Genomic DNA, 316 nt, shown 5'->3' on the forward strand with positions numbered 1-316 from the left:
GACCAGGTCACCGGCTCGATGGAACGGGCGATGGCCGAGACCAACCGCCGTCGCGAGAAGCAGATGGAGTGGAACGCGGCCAACGGGATCACCCCGGAATCGGTCAAGTCGCGCATCTCCGACATCCTGGACTCGGTCTACGAAAAGGACCACGTCCGCGCCGACATCTCTCAGTTCACCGATAGCGCCGGCGCGATGATGGGCAACAATCTGAAAGCCCATCTCGACGCGATGGACAAGCAGATGCGTGACGCCGCCGCCAACCTCGACTTCGAGAAGGCGGCCCGCATCCGCGACGAGATCAAGCGGCTGCGCG

At 63.9% G+C, this 316-nt stretch carries 1 protein-coding gene; it reads left to right on the forward strand.

Translation table 11 applies throughout. The annotated features are described in order from the left end of the window. The coding region (locus E5X34_RS32730) for a UvrB/UvrC motif-containing protein (protein WP_292573372.1) at nt 1-316 on the forward strand (316 nt) is incomplete at both ends.

The organism is Mesorhizobium sp., assembly GCF_004963255.1.
Taxonomy (GTDB): domain Bacteria; phylum Pseudomonadota; class Alphaproteobacteria; order Rhizobiales; family Rhizobiaceae; genus Mesorhizobium.